This is a genomic window from Stenotrophomonas sp. FR012 (assembly GCF_047520565.2).
GTDB lineage: Bacteria > Pseudomonadota > Gammaproteobacteria > Xanthomonadales > Xanthomonadaceae > Stenotrophomonas > Stenotrophomonas sepilia.
This window is the reverse complement of sequence record NZ_JAXBQL020000011.1, coordinates 28729-44710: the sequence shown is the minus strand read 5'-3', so window position 1 is coordinate 44710 and position 15982 is coordinate 28729. Positions and strand designations below refer to the sequence as shown.

At 66.5% G+C, this 15982-nt stretch carries 14 protein-coding genes; 6 read left to right on the top strand and 8 right to left on the bottom strand.

What is annotated here, in order from left to right:
- The first annotated feature begins 5 nt into the window (after positions 1-5).
- Both ACM0O9_RS16510 and ACM0O9_RS16505 read left to right on the top strand, forming a co-directional pair.
- The gene (locus ACM0O9_RS16510) at positions 6-1163 is read left to right on the top strand and encodes an ABC transporter permease (RefSeq protein WP_005420575.1); all 1158 of its coding nucleotides are present in this window, start codon (positions 6-8) and stop codon (positions 1161-1163) included.
- 12 nt (positions 1164-1175) lie between these two features.
- Positions 1176-2492 carry an ABC transporter permease gene (locus ACM0O9_RS16505; protein ID WP_065178983.1) on the top strand — a complete coding sequence of 439 codons (1317 nt, stop codon included), beginning with the start codon at positions 1176-1178 and terminating at the stop codon, positions 2490-2492.
- A 74-nt stretch (positions 2493-2566) separates the two neighbouring features.
- On the opposite strand, the gene ACM0O9_RS16500 is transcribed toward ACM0O9_RS16505, so the two are convergent.
- On the bottom strand, positions 2567-2866 hold the full coding sequence (locus ACM0O9_RS16500) for a YrhB domain-containing protein (protein ID WP_139726626.1): 300 nt from the start codon (positions 2864-2866) through the stop codon (positions 2567-2569).
- A 358-nt stretch (positions 2867-3224) separates the two neighbouring features.
- On the opposite strand from ACM0O9_RS16500, the gene ACM0O9_RS16495 reads away from it, so the two are divergent.
- A complete protein-coding gene (locus ACM0O9_RS16495) occupies positions 3225-6050 on the top strand; it encodes a TonB-dependent receptor (protein WP_065178982.1) in 2826 nt (941 codons plus the stop codon).
- A gap of 121 nt (positions 6051-6171) precedes the next feature.
- On the opposite strand, the gene rarD is transcribed toward ACM0O9_RS16495, so the two are convergent.
- Together rarD and yedA are read right to left on the bottom strand one after the other, a co-directional pair.
- On the bottom strand, positions 6172-7068 hold the full coding sequence (rarD, locus tag ACM0O9_RS16490) for an EamA family transporter RarD (RefSeq protein WP_065185636.1): 897 nt from the start codon (positions 7066-7068) through the stop codon (positions 6172-6174).
- On the bottom strand, positions 7065-7970 hold the full coding sequence (gene yedA, locus ACM0O9_RS16485; protein ID WP_235649713.1) for a drug/metabolite exporter YedA: 906 nt from the start codon (positions 7968-7970) through the stop codon (positions 7065-7067). Before yedA ends, rarD begins: the two co-directional genes overlap by 4 nt.
- Positions 7971-8193: 223 nt before the next feature.
- Between yedA and ACM0O9_RS16480 the strand changes: the two genes are divergently transcribed.
- Together ACM0O9_RS16480 and ACM0O9_RS16475 are read left to right on the top strand one after the other, a co-directional pair.
- On the top strand, positions 8194-9528 hold the full coding sequence (locus ACM0O9_RS16480) for an MFS transporter (RefSeq protein WP_005420583.1): 1335 nt from the start codon (positions 8194-8196) through the stop codon (positions 9526-9528).
- Between the two features lie 31 nt (positions 9529-9559).
- The gene (locus ACM0O9_RS16475) at positions 9560-9895 is read left to right on the top strand and encodes a hypothetical protein (protein WP_231109056.1); all 336 of its coding nucleotides are present in this window, start codon (positions 9560-9562) and stop codon (positions 9893-9895) included.
- Between the two features lie 112 nt (positions 9896-10007).
- On the opposite strand, the gene ACM0O9_RS16470 is transcribed toward ACM0O9_RS16475, so the two are convergent.
- The 4 genes from ACM0O9_RS16470 to ACM0O9_RS16455 form a co-directional block, all read right to left on the bottom strand.
- Positions 10008-11660, bottom strand: coding sequence for a M28 family metallopeptidase (locus ACM0O9_RS16470; protein ID WP_053498772.1), 1653 nt, complete (start codon positions 11658-11660; stop codon positions 10008-10010).
- Positions 11661-11765: 105 nt separating this feature from the next.
- Complete coding sequence (locus ACM0O9_RS16465) at positions 11766-12698, bottom strand: MBL fold metallo-hydrolase (RefSeq protein ID WP_065185635.1); 933 nt, start codon at positions 12696-12698, stop codon at positions 11766-11768.
- A 159-nt stretch (positions 12699-12857) separates the two neighbouring features.
- Positions 12858-13160, bottom strand: coding sequence for a hypothetical protein (locus tag ACM0O9_RS16460; protein ID WP_032954673.1), 303 nt, complete (start codon positions 13158-13160; stop codon positions 12858-12860).
- A 204-nt stretch (positions 13161-13364) separates the two neighbouring features.
- Positions 13365-14660: a tryptophan--tRNA ligase gene (locus ACM0O9_RS16455; protein ID WP_065178978.1), complete on the bottom strand. Its 1296-nt coding sequence runs from the start codon at positions 14658-14660 to the stop codon at positions 13365-13367.
- 108 nt (positions 14661-14768) lie between these two features.
- On the opposite strand from ACM0O9_RS16455, the gene ACM0O9_RS16450 reads away from it, so the two are divergent.
- Positions 14769-15569 carry a hypothetical protein gene (locus ACM0O9_RS16450; protein WP_065185634.1) on the top strand — a complete coding sequence of 267 codons (801 nt, stop codon included), beginning with the start codon at positions 14769-14771 and terminating at the stop codon, positions 15567-15569.
- A gap of 73 nt (positions 15570-15642) precedes the next feature.
- Here ACM0O9_RS16450 and ACM0O9_RS16445 read toward each other — a convergent pair whose 3' ends face one another.
- Positions 15643-15864 carry a CsbD family protein gene (locus ACM0O9_RS16445; protein WP_004153772.1) on the bottom strand — a complete coding sequence of 74 codons (222 nt, stop codon included), beginning with the start codon at positions 15862-15864 and terminating at the stop codon, positions 15643-15645.
- Positions 15865-15982 lie beyond the last annotated feature (118 nt).

Below are 15982 nucleotides of genomic sequence, written 5' to 3'. Positions count from 1 at the left end.
CGGCGATGAAATACTTCTCGTTGGTGTGGGCGCAGCTGTTCCGCAGCCGCACGCGCACCTTGTTGACCCTGCTGTCGGTGGTGGCCGCGTTCCTGCTGTTCGGCATGCTCGACTCGGTGCGCGTGGCGTTCTCGTCCGGCGGCAGCGTGGAAGGCGCCAACCGCCTGGTGGTGGCGTCGCGGCTGTCGATCACCCAGTCGCTGCCGATCCGGCTGGAAGCACAGGTTCGGCAGGTGGCCGGCGTCCGTGACGTGGCTTATGGCATGTGGTTCGGCGGCATCTACCAGGACCCGAAGAACTTCTTCCCGAACTTCTCGGTGTCACCCAACTACTTCGATGTCTACCGCGAGCTGCAGATCGATCCGGCACAACTGGAGGACTGGAAGCAGACCCGCACTGGCGCCATCGTCGGCGAAACCCTGGCCAAGCAGTTCGGCTGGAAGATCGGCGATACCATCCCGCTGCAGGCGACGATCTTCCCGCGTGGCGGCAGCAATGACTGGCCACTGGTGCTCAAGGGCATCTACCGCTCCAAGGACCGCGCGCTGGCCGCCAACGAAGAACGCCAGTTGATGATGAACTGGAAGTACTTCGACGAATCCAACGACTACATCAAGAACCAGGTGAGCTGGTACACGGTGACGCTGGACAACCCGGACCACTCTTCGCGGGTCGCACAGGCGATCGATGCGATCTCGGCGAACTCCGACCACGAGACCAAGACCCAGACCGAATCGGCGTTCCAGCAGGCCTTCGTCAAGCAGTTCGCGGATATCGGCATGATCGTCACCTCGATCATGGGCGCGGTGTTCTTCACCCTGCTGCTGTTGACCGGCAACACCATGGCGCAGGCCGTGCGCGAGCGCGTGCCGGAGCTGGCCACGCTGAAAACGCTGGGCTTCAAGGACAGCACCGTGCTGACCCTGGTGATGGTGGAGTCGGTGCTGCTGATCGGCCTCGGTGGCCTGATCGGCATGGGCCTGGCCGCCCTGATCCTGCCGGCGATCGGCCCGAAGAGCATGGGCATGCTGCCGCCACACGTACCAACGCCGACCTGGCTGATGGGGTTGGGCCTGATCGTAGTGATCGGCATCATCGTCGGGCTGCTGCCCGCGCTGCGTGCCAAGCGCCTGAAGATCGTCGATGCACTGGCCGGCCGCTGAGGAGGATTGCAGATGAACAAGCTCAAGAAGTGGCTGGGCAACGGCGTAACCGTGCTGCTGCTTGCGATCGGCCTGGTGTTGTGGATCGGGCTGCCGTGGTTTGGCGTGCTGGCCGTGGCCGTGCTGGTAACGCTGTGGCTGCTGCTGACCCGCGGTGGACGGCTGGCGTTGGCCGCCACCCGCATCGGCGTGGCCAGCCTGCCGCAACGCTGGGGCGCGTCCTCGGTGATCGTGGTCGGCATCGCTGGCGTGGTCGGCGTGCTGGTGGCGATGCTGGCGATGGGCGAAGGTTTCCAGGCCACGCTCAACAACACCGGCGATGACACCACTGCCATCGTGCTGCGCGGTGGCTCGCAGGCCGAGACCAACTCGGTGATCACCCGCGAACAGGTACCCATGCTGTCCACCCTGCCCGGCATCAGCCGCGATGCGCAGGGCCGGCCGTTGTTGTCACCAGAGCTGTCGCAGGTGGTCAACCTGGTGTCCAAGTCCGATGGCACCGACGTCAACGCCCAGTTCCGCGGCGTCGGCCCGCAGGCGTGGGCGGTGCATGACAAGGTCAGGATCGTCGAGGGCCGCAAGTTCGCCACCGGGCTGCGCGAGATCGTGGTCGGCCAGGGCGCCAAGGGCCAGTTCCGCGACATGGAGGTCGGCAGGACGCTGACGCTGGGCAACCAGACCTGGACCGTGGTCGGTGTGTTCGCCACTGGCGATGCGCATGATTCGGAACTGTGGACCGACGCCGATACGCTGGCCACCACCTACCAGCGCAGTGCCTGGCAGTCGATCAGCGTGCGTACCGATGGCAAGGCCGGCTTCGATCAGTTCAAGGCGGCCGTCGCTGCCGACCCACGCCTGAAGCTGGACGTGGAAACCACCCGCGTCTACTACAGCAAGCAGGGCGGCGGGCTGACCAAGCTGATCGACATCCTGGGCAAGGTGATCGGCACGATCATGGCGGTCGGTGCGGTGTTCGGCGCGCTCAACACCATGTATGCGGCCGTGGCCACGCGCGCCCGCGAAATCGCCACCATGCGTGCGATCGGCTTCCGCGGCCTGCCGGTGGTGACGGCGGTGATGCTGGAAACGATGCTGTTGGCGCTGCTCGGTGGCCTGCTCGGCTGTGCGGTTGCATGGCTGCTGTTCAATGGCTACAGCGTGTCCACCATCGGCAGCAACTTCAGCGCGGTGGTGTTCAAGTTCCACGTATCACCGGAACTGCTGTGGACCGGCCTGAAATGGGCACTGGGCATCGGCCTGGTCGGCGGCCTGTTCCCAGCGCTGCGCGCGGCGCGCTTGCCGATCACTACGGCGCTGCGCGAAACCTGAGCATCATGCAGCGGTGGACTGCGCATCACGCAGGGGGACGGAGCGAAGGCTCCGTCCCTTTTTCGTTGCTGAACTCAGGCATCCATCGCCGCAACATCGGATGGTGGGTGCCGCAGGGCCAAATGCCGGCGAACAGCCTCCTCCGGCGCGTACGCCGTGCCCAGCGCGTGCTGCTCACCCGTATGCCTGTCGATGAAGATCGGGCCATTGCCGGCCAGCGCGTCCGAGATCTCGCCGGATTGCAGGTAGCGCAGCGACTGGAAGCAGAACAGCCAGCCTTCGACCATCTCATGCTCGTGCGTGATGGCAACCGGCTCATCGTCGCTGGCAAGTGCAGCCTGCACGCGACGGCGTGCTTCGTCGAGCTGGATCATTCCTTCGCCTCTTGTTTTCGATGACAGCGCGAAGAGCATTTCATGCGGGTGGATGCATCGCAACGGATAGGCACCTGCGTACAAGTGCGCACTGCAGCGTGTTGTCACAACAGCTCAAGCGTGGCGGTTCTGTGCCGCTATCGATGCCTCTACTCATCGCAGACGCAGTGCGCGTGACGCTGCGCACAGTGCATCTGTGGATTGTTGGTTGCGATTCATCTTCGCGCACTTCCAGCGGCGTCGAGACAAACAGTTACGAATGAAAACATTCTAGAATCGCGCCCCCCACGTTGGTTTGCAGCACCCCACGCGCCCATAGAACGGGCGCATGTTTTTACTGAAACACGAGATTTCACGGATGTCCCTGAAAACCAATCCGCTGCGCAACGCGATCGTCATCGCGCTGGCCGCCAGCTGCACCACCCCCGCCTTCGCACAGAGCGCCGGCGATACCCCGACCAACCTCGACCGCATCGAAATCACCGGCTCGCGCATCCGCCAGGCCAGTGTCGAAACCGCACAGCCGGTGGTCGCGCTCAACCGCGCCGAGATCGAGAAGAAGGGTTACGTCAACGTCGCCGACATCCTGCAGGACATTCCTGCCGCCGGTGCGCCGAGCATGAGCCGCGCCTCGTCGCTGACTTCTTCGCGCGATTTCGGCGGCATGTACGTCAGCCTGCGCAACCTTGGCCCGGAACGCAGCCTGGTGCTGATCGACGGCCGCCGCATGGGCGTCAGCGCCGGCGGCTACTCCGACCTGGCCTCGATCCCGTCGTCCATCGTCGAGCGCGTGGAAGTGCTGACCGACGGCGCCTCCGCGCTGTACGGCTCCGATGCCATCGCCGGTGTGGTCAACATCATCACCCGCAAGAATTTCGATGGTGGCGAGGCCAGCGTCTATGTCGGCCAGTACGGCCAGGGTGACGGCCAGAAGCGCGCATACAGTGCAACCTTCGGCAAGACCTTCGAGCGCGGCTGGTTCAGCGTGGGCGCCGAGCGCACCAAGGAAGACGAGGTGCTGGGCAAGGACCGCGAGTTCAGCCGTTACACCAACGGCCCGCGCCACCCGAACGATGGCCTCAACGGCAACACGCCGTGGGGCTACGTCACCGTCGGCGGCAAGAACCTGACCGTGGGTCCGGGCGGCGACCCAAGCAAGGCCGGCAACTTCCATGCGCCGAACCCGGCCGATGGTGCCAACACCAAGTCGAACATGAGCCTGCTGACCGGCCTGGAGCGCACCTCGGTGTTCGCCAACGGTGGCTTCTCGATCACCGACAACCTGCGCATCGTCGCCGACGCGCTGTACAGCAAGCGCGAGTCGACCAAGCACCTGGCCGGCTACCCGTACTCGGTCAGCGCCGCGCAGGCCCGCAATGGCAGCCGTGCCGCCCTGTCCAAGGACAGCGCGTTCAACCTGTGGGGCCAGGATGCGCTGTTCGCGCACCGCACCGAGGAACTGCCGCGCGGCACCGAGAACAACCTGGAAACCAAGCGCGCCAGCATCGGCCTGGAAGGCAGCTTCGAAACCGGTTCGCGGTACTGGGACTGGAACATCAACTACATGTACAACCGCAACGAAGGCGAGCGCATCGGTACCGGCAGCATGTACCAGCCGCACGTCAACCTGGCCGTCGGCCCGTCCTTCATGGACGGCAACGTGGCCCGTTGCGGTGCGCCGGGCGCGGTGATCGCCGGCTGCGTGCCGTGGAACCCGGCTGCCCCGATGGGTTACACCGGCCCGGGCTCGCTGAGCAACCAGGACGTGCAGGACTACCTGTTCACCCGCTTCGTCGACAAGATGCAGAGCACCACCAAGGTCGCCAGCGGCAACATCTCCGGTTCGCTGTTCACCCTGCCGGCCGGCGACATCCTGGCCGCGATGGGCTTCGAGCACCGCAGCGAGGAGGCCAGCTACACGCCGGACATGAAGGTGCAGAAGGGCGAGATCGCCGGCACCAGCGGCCAGCCGACCCGCGGCAACTACTCGCTCAACGAGGCCTACCTGGAACTGCAGGTGCCGTTGCTGGCCGACCTGCCGTTCGCCCGCGAACTGTCGCTGGACGTGGCCGGTCGCTACTCGGACTACAACAACTTCGGTTCCACCACCAACAGCAAGTTCGGCCTGAAGTGGAAGCCGATCGACAGCCTGCTGGTGCGCGCCACCTACGGCACCGGCTTCCGTGCGCCGACCGTGGATGACCTGTACGGCGGCACCGTCAGCAGCCGCGACTCGTTCACCGACCCGTGCGATACCTCCTTCGGCACCGCCGCCACCAGCCCGGCCGTCGCTGCCCGTTGCCAGGCGCTGAAGGTGCCGGCCAACTTCCGCCAGCTCAACAGCGATGGCAGCGTGGCCACCAAGCCCGGCCAGCAGGCCACCACCGATTTCAGCTCGGGTTCCAACCCGGACCTGAAGCCGGAAACCGCCAAGACCTGGACCGTGGGCCTGGTCTACAGCCCGGACTTCGTGCAGGGCCTGGACGTCAGCCTGGACTGGTGGAAGATCCGCATCGACAACGCCATCGTCGGTGAGTCGGCCACCAACATCCTGGAACAGTGCTACGTGCAGGGTTCGGATGCTGCCTGTGGCCGCTTCACCCGTGGCAGCAACGGCCAGGTCAACTCGCTGGACCGCTCGCTGGTCAACGCGGGCTACCGCGAAACTGCCGGCTATGACATCAACGTGCGTTACCGCCTGCCGGAAACCGCGTTCGGCAAGTTCGCCGTCAACTGGAACACCACCTACACCGATTATCTGGAGCAGCGCAACGACAGCGCCGCCACCACCCCGGTGGAACAGCGTACCGGTTGGGCGGGCGACTTCCGCGTGCGCTCCACCTTCAACCTGGATTGGCAGTATGGCGACCTCGGCATCGGCTGGACCGCGCGCTACTACTCCAGCATGAAGGAGAAGTGCTCGTACATGGACGAGTGCAACATGCCGGGCTTCAACTCGTCGTACACCAGCGCCTCGCCGACCAACAAGGTGGGCTCCAACACCTTCCACGACCTGCAGGTGCGCTACAGCCTGCCGTGGGATGGCACCGTGTCGCTGGGCGTGAACAACGTGTTCAACCACCAGGGCCCGATCATGTACAGCCAGCCGAACAGCAGCTTCACCTACTACGGTGGCTTCGACATCGGCCGCTTCATGTACATGAAGTACCAGCAGCGCTTCTAAGCCTGCAACCGCGTTCCCGCCACGGCCATCCCTCTCTCCTGGCCGTGGATGGAAGCAGAACGGCGCCCCTCGGGGCGCCGTTCTTTTTTTGCGTGGAAGCAGGGTCGGATCCCCGCCGGCGCTAGCGCTTGGCGCGCATCGTGCGGATGTTGTCGCCGACGAACAGCACCAGGCCAGCCCAGATCGCTGCAAACCCGATCGCCTTGGCAGTGTCGAATGCCTCATGGAAGAAGAACACACCCAGCAGAAGCTGCAGGCTCGGCGCGATGTACTGCAGGATGCCGACCAGCGACAGCGGAATGCGCTTCACGCCGTAGGCGAAGCCGATCAGCGGTACTGCGGTGACCGCGCCGCCGAAGATCAGCAGCAGGTCGTTGCGCCAGCCCCAACCATGGAAGAACGCACCGCCGTGGCCGTTCTCGGCCCAGATCGCAAACGCCAGCGCCGGCAGGAACAGGTACATGCTCTCCACGCCGAGGCCGGCCACCGGGTCGACCGAGACCAGCTTGCGCAGCAGGCCATACAAGCCGAACGAACAGGCCAGGCCCAGCGCGATCCACGGTGGCGTACCTGCATCGATGGTCAGCCAGGCCACGCCCACCGCCGCCATTGCCACCGCTACCCACTGCAGCCGGCGCAGCCGTTCCTTCAGCACCAGCACGCCCAGCAGCACGTTCACCAGCGGGTTGATGAAGTAGCCCAGGCTGGTCTCGATGACATGACCGGCGTTGACCGCCCAGATGTACAGGCCCCAGTTGAACGCGATGGTCAGGCTCGACACCAGCAGGATCGGCAGCGCGCGCGGCTGCGCGGCGATCTTCCGCCACCAGCCCAGGCGCGCACTGATCAACAGCCAACTCAGCACCAGCACCGTGCTCCAGATGATGCGGTGGGCGATGATCTGGAACGAGGGCACCTCGTTGAGCAGGTGCCAATAGACCGGCACCAGGCCCCAGATCACGAAGGTGGATGCAGTGACCAGCAGGCCCCGGCGTTGTTCTTTCTCGTCCATGCTCACTTCTTTCTCGTCCTTGCCATTGTCAGCACCACCACACCCAGAAGAATCACCGCCATCGCCAGCAGGTCGCGCCAACCGAAGCGCTCACCGTTGAGCAGCGCGCCCAGCAGCACCGCGATCACCGGATTGACATACGCGTAGCTGCCCGCGAGCGCCGGGCGCACGTTCTGCAGCAGCCACACGTAGGCAGTGAACGCGACGATGGAGCCGAACACGCACAGATAGGCCATCGCCAGCAGGCCACCGGTATCGGGCAGCGTGGTCGGGCGCTCGCCCACCGCCAGGCCGATCAGCACCAGCAGCACGCCGCCGCAGATCATCTGCCCGGCCGCGGTCATGAACGGACCCGGCAGGTCCAGGCCGCGTGCCCACACAGAACCGAACGCCCAGCCGATCGGCGCGATCAGCAGCAGCACCAGCCCGGTCGGCGAGCCGGTCAGGCTGCTGCCGGCGTTGAGCCAGACCACGCCGAGGAAGCCGATGGCGATGCCCAGCCACTCACCACGGTTGGCATGTTGCCCGCGCAGCGCCGAGAACAGCGCCATCCACAGCGGCACCGAGGCCACCGCCGTGGCGGCCAGGCCCGAGGACACCTCGCGCTCGGCCAGCACTACCATGCCGTTGCCCAGCACCAGCATGGTCACGCCCATGATGACCAGGTTGCGCCACTGCCGCAGCGTCGGGTTCGGCAGCTTCCAGAACAGGCGCAAGGCCAGGAACATCAGGCCGCCGGCAATGATGAAGCGGCTGCCGGAGACCATCGTCAGCGGCAGTGCGCCGCCGTGCAGGGCCTTGGCGATGCCCAGATAGGTCGAGCCCCAGACCACGTAGACCAGCAGCAGTGCCAGCGCGACAAGGCCACCCCGGGGGGCAGCCGCAGACGAAGAGGGGGGAGCCGACATGACACACCAGGGAGCCGGGGGAAGGCGGATTCTAGGACGTTTTGAGTATGGTCCGGGACCCCATACGGTGGCACGCTGTCATCCATCCATGCACCCTGCTCTGGTCTGCTACCCCGTGTTGACGGCCGATGCAGTACCAAGAAGGCTGCCCGGCCGCGCCGCCCCAAGACCGGACGCCGTTTTCCCTGCGCACGGACGCGCCGCATCGAGGATTTCCACCCAGATGAGCACCACGTCCCAACCTGTTGTCCCCGCGAACGACCGTGCCGCCTTGCGGCGGTCGATCTCCAACACCCTCAAAGGCTCCGCCGGCAACCTGGTGGAGTGGTATGACGTCTACGTGTACTCGGTGTTCGCCGTGTACTTCGAATCGCAGTTCTTCTCGCCGGACGACAAGAACTCCACCCTGTACGTGTGGGCGATCTTCGCGGCGACCTTCCTGATGCGCCCGATCGGCGCCTGGTTCTTCGGCCGCTTCGCCGACCGCCACGGCCGCCGCCTGGCGCTGACCGTCTCGGTCACGTTGATGGCGCTGTGCTCGTTCCTCATCGCCATCACCCCCACCGCCGCCAGCATCGGCATCTGGGCCGCCGTGATCCTGTTGTTCGCGCGCCTGCTGCAGGGCTTCGCCACTGGCGGCGAGTATGGTGCCAGCGCCACTTACATGTCCGAGGCCGCCATTCCGGGCCGTCGCGGCTTCCTGTCCTCGTTCCACTACGTCACCCTGGTCGGCGGCCACGTGCTGGCCCAGCTGACCCTGCTGCTGATGCTGACCTTCTGGGGCAAGCCGGAGATCTCCGAGTGGGGCTGGCGCATCGCCTTCGGTATCGGTGGCATCGCTGCGGTGGTGGTGTTCTGGCTGCGCCGGGGCATGGACGAATCGCTGTCGGAGTCGTCCATCGAGGCCGCGCGCGAGGGCAAGGCAAAGAAGTCCGGTTCGATGTACGAGTTGTTCGTGCACCAGTGGCGGCCGCTGCTGCTGTGCTTCCTGATCACCGCTGGCGGCACCGTGGCCTTCTACACCTACTCGGTGAACGGCCCGAAGATGATCCAGAGCGCCTTCGCCGGCAACGACCCGATGACCGGCACCCTGATCAACCTGGGCGTGCTGGCCTTCCTGATGGTGCTGCAACCGGTCGGCGGCTGGCTGTCGGACATCATCGGCCGCAAGACCCTGCTGGTGTTCTTCGGCGTCGGCGGCGTGCTGTACAGCTGGTACCTGATCACCCAGCTGCCGCACCAGCATGACGCCACCCTGGCCTTCCTGACCCTGGCGCTGGCATTCGTCATCCTCACCGGCTACACCTCGATCAACGCGGTGGTGAAGGCCGAGCTGTTCCCCACCCACGTGCGTGCACTGGGCGTGGGCCTGGGCTATGCGCTGGCCAACTCGCTGTTCGGCGGCACCGCCCCGCTGCTGTACCAGGGCGCGCTGAAGACCGGCCACGTCGATTGGTTCGCCATCTACGTGACCGCCACGATCGCGGTATCGTTGGTGGTCTATGTGTTCTTCCTTACCAACAAGGGCCCGAACTGGCTCGACGGCACCCGCAAGTAAGCGCGTTGCCCTGATCGCGGCCACTGGCGCAATGCCGGTGGCCGCTACGTCTCCCGCCACCACGCTGATGTGGATCGCGGTGACGCTGGCCGCAGCCACGGCATTGGCCTGGGTGCTGCGCCGCCCCAACGCGCAGGCCACGTGGCCGCGCACGGGTTTCGGGATCGCCCTGCTGGTGTTCTGCGCCGCGCTGGCGCTGCAGCTGGCGATGGACCTGGGCAGCGGCCACAGCTCGCTGCACCTGCGGCTGCATCGCGGCGTCAACGCGGGGCCGCTGGTCGGCCTGCGCACGATGGCGGCGTGCTATCTGGCCGCGCTCGCCGCCGGCGGCTGGGGCGCGTGGAAGCTGCTGCGACGGCGCGGGTAGTGCCGGCCGCTGGCCGGCAAAGCCGCCGTCTTTCGGTAGTGCCGGCCGCTGGCCGGCAACCTCATGAACCTCCGGAAAGAGCAGGGAGTTGCCGGCCAGCGGCCGGCATTACTCAGCGGCGGGCCGCTTCGCTCTTGTCGCGCGCGCCGCGGAACTCCGATTCCTTTTCCCACGTCGGCCAGCGGCGGCTGTTGGCCAGCTCGGCACCCAGGTCGTAGACCAGCAGCGTGTCGGCAGCGTGGCCGCTCGGGTCCCAGCTCGGCGTCCAGGCATCACAGGCCTGGTGGTAGCAGTCGGCGAAGTACTTTTCGCGCAGCGCGCGGCCGCCTTCAACGCCACCGTCCAGCTTGTCCAGGCCCGGGCCGATGGTGATCGCCGGCACGCCCAGGCGGGCGAAGGCAAAGTGATCGGCACGGTAGAAGAAGCCGGCTTCCAGGTTCGGGTCCGGACTGTAGCTGCGGCCACGGGCCTTGGCCACGCGCTCCAGATCGCCTTCCAACGACACCCGGCCCTTGCCCCACGAGGCAATGTCGCGGGTCGGGCCATCCGGGCTGAACATCTCGATGTTCAGCACCGCAGCGGTCTTGTCCAGCGGCGCCAGCGGGTGCGCAGCATAGTAGCTGGCCCCCAGCAGGCCCTTCTCTTCAGCGGTCAGCGCCACGAAGTACAGCGTGCGCTGTGGCTGCGGGCCGGCAGCGAACACCCGACCCAGCTCCAGCACCGTGGCCACGCCGGTGGCGTTGTCGATCGCACCGCGGCGGATGCGGTCCCCCTTGGCGTCGGGCTGACCGATGCCGAACGCATCCCAGTGCGCGGAGAAGATCACGGCCTCGTCAGCATGTTCACCACCGGGCAGCTTGGCGACCACGTTGCGGGTCACCACCTGCTCGCGCTTGAGCGCGAAATCCACGCTCAATTTCGCGTTGTCCAGTGCCACCGGGCGGAAGTCGGCACGCATCGCCTTGCGCTTCTCCGCATCGAAGTCGAGGCCGGCGTCGGCGAAGATCGCCTCGGCCAGCTCGCGCTGCATCCAGCCGCGCAGCGGGGTGTGCTGCGCCATCGCTTCGGCGTGGCCGCGCTCGATGTCGAACAGCGGCGAAGTGCCCGAGCTCTTTACCGTGGCCCAGCCATACGCGGCCGGCGCGGTCTCGTGCACGATCAGCACGCCTTCGGCACCCCGGCGTGCGGCTTCCTCGAACTTGTAGGTCCACCGGCCGTAGTAGGTCACCGCCTTGCCATCGAACGCGCCCGGCGCGTCGGCCTCGAAGTCGGCGTCGTTGATCAGCACCACGGCGATCTTGCCGTGCAGGTCCACGTCCTTGTAGTCGTTCCAGTGGCGTTCCGGTGCGTCGATGCCGTAGCCGACGAACACCAACGGTGCATCCTTGATCTGCACGCGCTTGCGCGGCTGCAGGCTCTGCAGGGTCACGTCCACGCCATTGGCCAGCGCACGCTTGCCCTGCTTCAGCGACAGGCTGGCCTTGGCCTCACCCTCCAGCTGCGCGCGCACCAGCGGCACCGGCTGCACCCAGCTGCCGTCCACGCCGCCCGGCTGCAGGCCATAGCTGCGGAACTGCTCGATCAGGTACTGCACCGTGCGCTCTTCGCCCTCGGTGGCCGGTGCGCGGCCCTCGAACTCATCCGACGCCAGCACACGCACATGCCGCGACAGTGCCTGCGGATCGATGCCGCCACCCGGCAGGTCGTTGGCCGCATGGGCCAGGCCCCCGACGAACAGGCAGGACGACAGCAGCAACACGCGCATCGGATTCACGGCAGTACCACGGCTAGCTTGGAAGTCACCAGAGTGTAACGTGGTCGTGACACCACGGCGCGGCTTGGGCCTGTGTCATCCACGCATCGCGTTGATCTACCTGCTGATGCGATCCAGCCAGCAGGCCAGGCCCTGTGCGTTGAGTTCGATGTCCATCGCCAGCACGGCAATCACCGCCGCATCGTCCAGCGCACAACCATGCTGCTGCGCCCGTTCCAGGTACAGCGCCTGCAGTGCGGCCAGCAGGCAGCGGTGGCGGTCCGGCCGGCCATCGCACTGGCGGCCGATCGCGGCCATCGCATCGATCTGTTCGAACAGGTCGTTGGCCAGTTTCTGCACCTGCTGCACGCGCCCATAGTGGGTCAGGTACATCGCCTGCGGGCCGTAGCCCAGCATGCGTCGGATCGAGGCCTTCATCGCCTCCGGGTCGAACTGCACCGGCGAGGAAGTCGGGAAGATGAAAGCGCCCTGCGCGCTGTCCAGCTCGCGGTAGGAGATGCCGAACGTATCGCCAGTGAACCAGCTGCGGCTGCGCGCATCCCACACGCAATAATGGTGCAGTGCGTGGCCCGGCGTGTGCAGCAGCACCAGCTCGCGGCCAGCGAGATCGATGCGGTGGCCGTCTTCGGCCACCACCACGCGGTGTTCGGGAATCGGCTCGATGCGGCCGTAGCTGCGCGCGATCTCCTCGGCGCCGTACACCGCCGTCGCACCCGCAATCAGCCGGGTCGGGTCGATCATGTGCGGCGCACCGCGCGGATGCAGCACCGCCTTTGCGTTGGGCAGCTGCTGCATCAGCAGTCCGGCGCCGCCGGCGTGGTCCAGGTGCACGTGCGTGAGCAGCAGCCAGTCCACGGCATCCACGCCCAGGCCAGCGTCCACCAGCGCCTGCAGCATCGCCGGCACAGACAGGCCGGTGCCGCAGTCGACGAAGGCCGCGCGGCCGTTTTCAACGATCAGGTAGGCCGCGTCGAAGTCCGGGCGCTGGAAGCCGGTATCGATGGTGTGGATGCTGGGATCGGCGGTCATCGGCACGCACCTGGCAGTCTCGGAAACAGACGCCCATGGTAGGCGCGCAGGCGGTCCGGGTTCGATGCGGCTTTGGTCGGGTAGTGCCGGCCGCTGGCCGGCAACCTCGGGATGGCCGGGAGAATGCATGTGCCGCCGGCCAGCGGCCGGCACTACCGATCAGCCAGAACGCAATCCGAACCGCGGCCGCAGCAGCAACGCCAGCACCAGCACCGCCAGGAACGCGCCATAGGCATACAGCACCGCCAGCACCTGCGGCCAGATCGGGCCGGCGCCGGGCTGCACCACGCCAATGCGGTAGCCCCACAGCATCGACACGATGCTCAGCGCGAACGCCACGACCAGGGTGGTGCCATCGAACAGGCGCCGCCGCGCGCTGCGCGGCTGGCGCGGAAACAGCCAGTACAGGCTGCCCAGCAGCAGGAACCAGGGCAGGAACAGCAGCAGCGACAACCAGGCCATCGCAGACTCCATGTCATCGCGCCAGAGGCGCGCGGACATCATGCCATGGGTGCTGTGCCACGGTCGTGCTGGCGGGGGTCTTCCCTGTAGAGCCGAGCCCATGCTCGGCTGGTTAGCAAAGCAGCCGAGCGTGGACTCGGCTCTACAGAGGCGGAGCCGGGTCGAGCATGGCTCGACTCTACAAAGGGCAGGCAGGCCCGGCGATCAGGCAGCTTCGCGCAACGCAGCCAGGGCGGCCAGCACGGCGTCCACCTCGGTTTCCAGCTTGAACAGCTCGCTCTGCAACTGGTCGCCCTGCTCGGCCTGCTTGATCACCGCAATCAACTGGCCGGCATCGCGTGGCGAATCGAAGCCTTCGCTCTGGATCAGCAGCGTGCCGTCACCGGCGGTCAGCTTGAAGTAGAAGCGGCCGTCCTTTTCGCGGTACTGCTTGAACTGCGGCGGCGCCACGCGGGCCACGCCGGCATCTTCGCTGGCGATGTCACCGGCACTGGACAGGTCACGCAGGCCCACCGCATGGCGCAGCTCGTCCAGCAGCGGTGCCGCCAGCTGCTCGCGCAGCTGCTGGCCACGGCGCTTGAGCAGCGCTTCGATCTTCTCCGGCTCGGCCATCAGCGCGTTGTAGCGCTCGCGCAGCGGCGACAGCTCGCTGTCGATACGCTCGAACAGCTGCTGCTTGGCGTCGCCCCAACTGATGCCGGCGGCGAAGGCCCTGGCGAATTCCGCGGTCTGTTCCGGCGTGGCGAACGCCTGGTACATCTGGAACAGCGCCGAGCCCTCGGTGTCCTTCGGCTCGCCCGGTGCGCGCGAGTCGGTCAGGATCGAGAACACCAGCTTCTTCAGCTCCTCGCGCGGCACGAACAGCGGAATGGTGTTGTGGTAGCTCTTGCTCATCTTGCGGCCATCCAGGCCCGCCAGCGTTGCCACCTGCTCATCGATCACCACGTCCGGCAGCGGGAAGTACTCCTTGCCGTACACGTGGTTGAAGCGCTGGGCGAAATCGCGCGCCATCTCGATGTGCTGGATCTGGTCACGGCCCACCGGTACCTGGTTGGCCTTGAAGATCAGGATGTCGGCGGCCATCAGCACCGGGTACATGAACAGACCGGCGCTGACGCCTGCGTCCTCGTCCACGCCTTCCTCGCGGTTCTTGTCCACTGCCGCCTTGTAGGCGTGCGCGCGGTTGAGGATGCCCTTGCTGGCGATGGCGGTCAGGAACCACATCAGCTCGGTGGTCTCACGGATGTCGCTCTGGCGGTAGAACCACACGTGTTCCGGGTCCAGGCCGCAGGCCAGCCAGCTGGCCGCGATCTCCAGGGTCGCGCGCTGGGTGCGCTGCGGGTCCTGCGACTTGATCAGGCTGTGCAGGTCGGCCAGGAAGAAGAAGCTCTCGATCCCCGGCGCGCGGCTGGCCGCGATCGCCGGACGGATGGCGCCAACGTAGTTGCCCAGGTGGGGCGTGCCGGAGGGGGTGATGCCGGTAAGGACTCGGGTCGTCATGACTGCGTGGGGTAACCTTCGATGAACGGGGCCAGTTTACCTTGCACGCCACCAACCCCGTCAGGGCCTGCGGCGCGTTCATTCACGCAACCCCGCTGGAGACGCCCGATGAAACGCCTGCTGCCCCTGCTGCTGATCCTGCCCCTGGCCGGTTTCCGCCCGGCTCCCCTGCCGCCGCCGGTGTACGACGGCGGCCCCGTGCGCATGGCCCTGGTCGACCGCGACCGCGGCACCGAACTGCGCAGCTACCCTGCCGACGGCCAGCGCTGGGTGGCCGGCGAGCGCGGCCACCGCTACGCCGTGCGCCTGTACAACGACAGCCCTCGCCGGGTACTGGTAGTGCTGTCGGTGGACGGCGTCAACGCCATCTCCGGCGAGGATGCCGATCCCTCGCAGACCGGCTACGTGCTCAATCCCGGCCAGCGCGCCGACATCACCGGCTGGCGCAAGAGCCAGGACGAAGTGGCGCAGTTCGTGTTCAGCAGCCCCAGCGGCAGCTATGCCAGCCGCACCGGCCGCCCGGACAACATCGGTGTGGTCGGCGTGGCCGTGTTCGAGGAAGCGCGTCGCTGGCGCCCCGAGCCGATCCTGCGCCGTGGCCTGCCGCCGCCGGCTCCAGCCGCACAGGCCGAAGCGGCGGCCGACGCCAGTGCCAGCCGCATCGAGGGTTACGCCAGCAAGTCGCAGGCCCCGGCGCTGGGTACCGGCCATGGCGCACGCGAGCAATCCTCGGTACGCGACACCGACTTCGAACGTGCCAGCCGCAGCCCTGCACAGGTATTGCAGCTGCGCTACGACAGTGCCCGCAACCTGCGTGCGCGCGGCATCCTGGTCGACGCGCCCTCGCGCCTGCCGCGCGAACCGCAGGCGTTCCCCAACCGCTACGTGCCGGACCCTCCGGCCCGCTGATCGTCCCGCGCAGACAACACGACGCCCGCAACCTCACGGTGCGGGCGTCGTGATGTGGGGGAAACCGAAGCGCTTACTTGTAGTCCGGGTAGTCCTTGCTCACCGCGTCCTGGAACTCACGCACTTCCTTCTCCGCGCGGTCCTTGGCCCAGCCATAACGTTCCTGCAGGCGGCCGGCCAGATACTCGGCATTGCCTTCGGCCACATCGAAGTCGTCGTTGGTCAGATCGCCCCACTTGGCCTGGGCCTTGCCCTTCAGCTGCGACCACTTGCCGGAAATGATGTCTTTGTTCATTGCTGGGAGTCCTTGGTTGCAACGGCGTTCTTACCGTGGCTCCAGCTTCGCGCAGCAGCTGTTGAATGCCGGTCAACCGGCAATGAAATGCACGCTCACCTGCTTGAATGGTTCACTA